1 protein-coding gene is annotated in these 1,962 nt (G+C 72.7%); it reads right to left on the reverse strand.

Annotated elements, in window-relative coordinates; translation table 11 throughout:
* Nucleotides 1-71: 71 nt before the first annotated feature.
* Nucleotides 72-1,962: MFS transporter (locus AB0O00_RS37355; protein WP_363659143.1), on the reverse strand; the 1,891-nt coding region annotated here is incomplete at its 5' end.

Below are 1,962 nucleotides of genomic sequence, written 5' to 3' on the forward strand. Positions count from 1 at the left end.
AGCGCGCGTGCCGGTCCTTCACACCAGTGCCGGTAGATCACGTCTGCCGGCCCACAATCTCCGCCGGACCTTCAACTCCGCGAGGCGCCGACCGGCTCGGGCTGGTCCTCGACGGGCTCCGGCTCGCGCCGGGCCGGCCTCGGCGGTGCCGGGCGTGACAGGGCGGCGAGGCGGCGGTCGGCCTCGGCCTGGATGGCGTCCTTGTCGCCGATCTCGGCGTCCGGCACGGCGTCGGGCAGCAGGTCCTCCAGCAGCCGCAGCGGGCGGTACGCGAGGCCGAGCAGGCCCCACACCGCCATGACCGCGCCGACCAGGACGAGCAGCAGGCCCGCGCCGCGGCCCGGGCCGGTGCCGAGGACCAGGCCGACGGAGTCGGCGAGCGCGCCGCCGGGGCGCAGGAGCGGCTCGAAGACGTGGTCGGAGAGCGGCCCCGCGGTGAGGAAGCCGAGCGGCATCATCGACATGGCGAGCATCTGGTTGGTCGCGAGGACGCGGCCCTGGAGTTCCATGCCGACCTTGGTCTGGATGAGCGCCATCCAGTGCGCGTTGAGGATGATCAGCGCGGCCCACAGCACGAACAGGCCGGCCGCGGTGAGCGCGGTGTGCGGTCCGCTGCCGGCGACGACGGCGGCCAGGCCGACCACCGACGTGAAGCCGACCATGCCGACGGCGCGCCGCCGGGTGCCGCCCCACAGGGCCATGACGAGGCCGCCGGTCATCGCGCCGACGCCGCCGACGGCGGTGATGACGCCGAGCTCGACGGAGGTGCCGTCGGCGAGGACCATCGGGGTGACGAGGACGGTGGCCACCGCGAACAGGTAGTTGAACACGACGAAGAAGACCACCATCGCGACGAGGCTGTGCCGCCGGACGATGTAGCGCCAGCCGGTGACGACCTCGCGCAGCAGCGGCTCCTCCTGCCGGTCGAACATCGCGTCCGGGAAGCGGACGAGCAGCAGGCAGGTGACACCGGTCAGGAAGGTGGCCATGTCGAAGAGGACGACGCCGTGCAGGCCGATCAGCGACACCAGTACGCCGCCGGCCAGGACGGCCATCATGTCGCCCGCGCCGGTGCCGAGTTGGGCGAGGCCGTTGGCCTGGCCGAGGTAGCGCTTGGGCACGAGCTGGGTGATCGCGGCCAGGTAGGCGGGCCGTTGGAAGGCTGTGCAGACGGATCCGGTGCAGGCCACCACGTAGATGTGCCAGACGTGGAGGAGGCCCGTCCAGTGGAGCAGGCCCAGCGCGAGCATGCCCGCCGCCGCGACGGTGTCCGTCACGATCATGATCGTGCGGCGGTCCACCCGGTCCGCCACCGCGCCCGCGATCGGCAGCAGCAGGACGGCCGGCAGCACCGCGACGACCGAGATGAGGGCGAAGTCGAAGGCGGAGCCGGTCTGTTGGTAGACCCAGACGCCGAGCGCGAAGCCGGACAGGCTGGTGCCGATCATCGAGACGAACTGGCCGAGCGCCACCTTGGCGAAGGTCGCGAGCTCGGCGCGGGCCGCCGGACGCTTGGTCGCGACCTGTTCGGCCACGCCGCCGGTGGCCGCGAACCCGGCCAGCACGCGGGCGAGTTCGGCGGCCTGGTGCTTGAGGAAGTAGTGCCCGGCGCGCGGGATCACGGCGAGGTCGACGGTGGCGCCGAAGTGCTCCCACTCGGCGTACCGCTCCTCGTACAGCTGCGTGGCGCGGTCCTTCTCCCCCACCACGCACAGGATCGGCGCGGTCATGCACGCGGGCCGCTGCTCCCCGTAGGCGCGGGTGTAGAAGTCCTCGGCCTGCCGGACGTCGTGGCGCAACGCCCTGACCAGGAAGTCCTGTTCGGCGCGGTCGTAGACGTCGGTGAAGCCGCCCATCGCGCGCAGGTAGTCGAGGTAGGAGCGGTTGGAGAGCATCCGGTCGCCGGGCATCCGGCGGGCGAACCACTCGGCGAAGCGGCCGGGCAGGCGGGCCGCCGGGAAC

Source organism: Kitasatospora sp. NPDC093558 (genome assembly GCF_040683475.1).
Taxonomy (GTDB): domain Bacteria; phylum Actinomycetota; class Actinomycetes; order Streptomycetales; family Streptomycetaceae; genus Kitasatospora.